This window comes from Cyanobium sp. NIVA-CYA 375, from assembly GCF_056108345.1.
Genome location: NZ_JBSYHW010000345.1, coordinates 1 through 664, shown reverse-complemented (window position 1 = coordinate 664; position 664 = coordinate 1). Strand labels below are relative to the sequence as shown.

The following is a 664-nucleotide window of genomic DNA, read 5'->3' as shown; positions in this document are numbered from 1 at the left end:
CGACCGGATCGCCCTGCGCGGCGAATGGCGGCCGCTCGGCCCGCTGCTGGTCCATTTCGGCGGTGAGCACGAGTGGAGCGATTACCGCACTCTGTTCGACGCCGGGCGCAGCACGCGGATTTTCGGCGCCTATGCGCAAGCGGGGATCGAATACGGCGGGCTCTCCGCCCGGGTGGGCGGACGCGTCGATGATCATGCCCGGTTCGGCACCGCGGCCAGCTTCGGCGGCGACCTGAGCTACGAGATTGTCGATGACCTGCGTCTGCGCGCCAGCGTGGGCGAGGGGTTCAAGGCGCCGACTCTGTTCCAGCTGTTCAGCGATTTCGGCAACGAAGCGCTGCGCCCCGAGAAGAGCACCAGCTTCGACCTCGGTCTGGCGCTGGGCGAGCGGACCATGACCTCTCGCCGCTTCCATGCCGCCGCGACGCTGTTCCGCCGCGATGCGGAGGACCAGATCGAGTTCGCCAGCTGTTTCGGCAACCCCGCCCCGCTGTGCGCCACCCGGCCGTTCGGGTTCTACGAGAACCTCGGCAGGGTTCGCGCGCAGGGGTTCGAGCTCGAACTCGGCGCGCGGCCGAGCGAGCGGCTGACGGCCCGCGCCGCCTACAGCTATACCGAGACCGAGAACCGCACCCCCGGCTCTGCACGATTCGGCAACACGCTC

Annotated in this window: 1 protein-coding gene; it reads left to right on the top strand. The window is 69.3% G+C overall.

Annotation, left to right across the window (positions count from 1 at the left end; translation table 11 throughout):
• A partial coding sequence (locus AC01FP_RS18490; protein WP_474482329.1) for a TonB-dependent receptor plug domain-containing protein occupies positions 1 to 664 on the top strand: 664 nt, incomplete at both ends.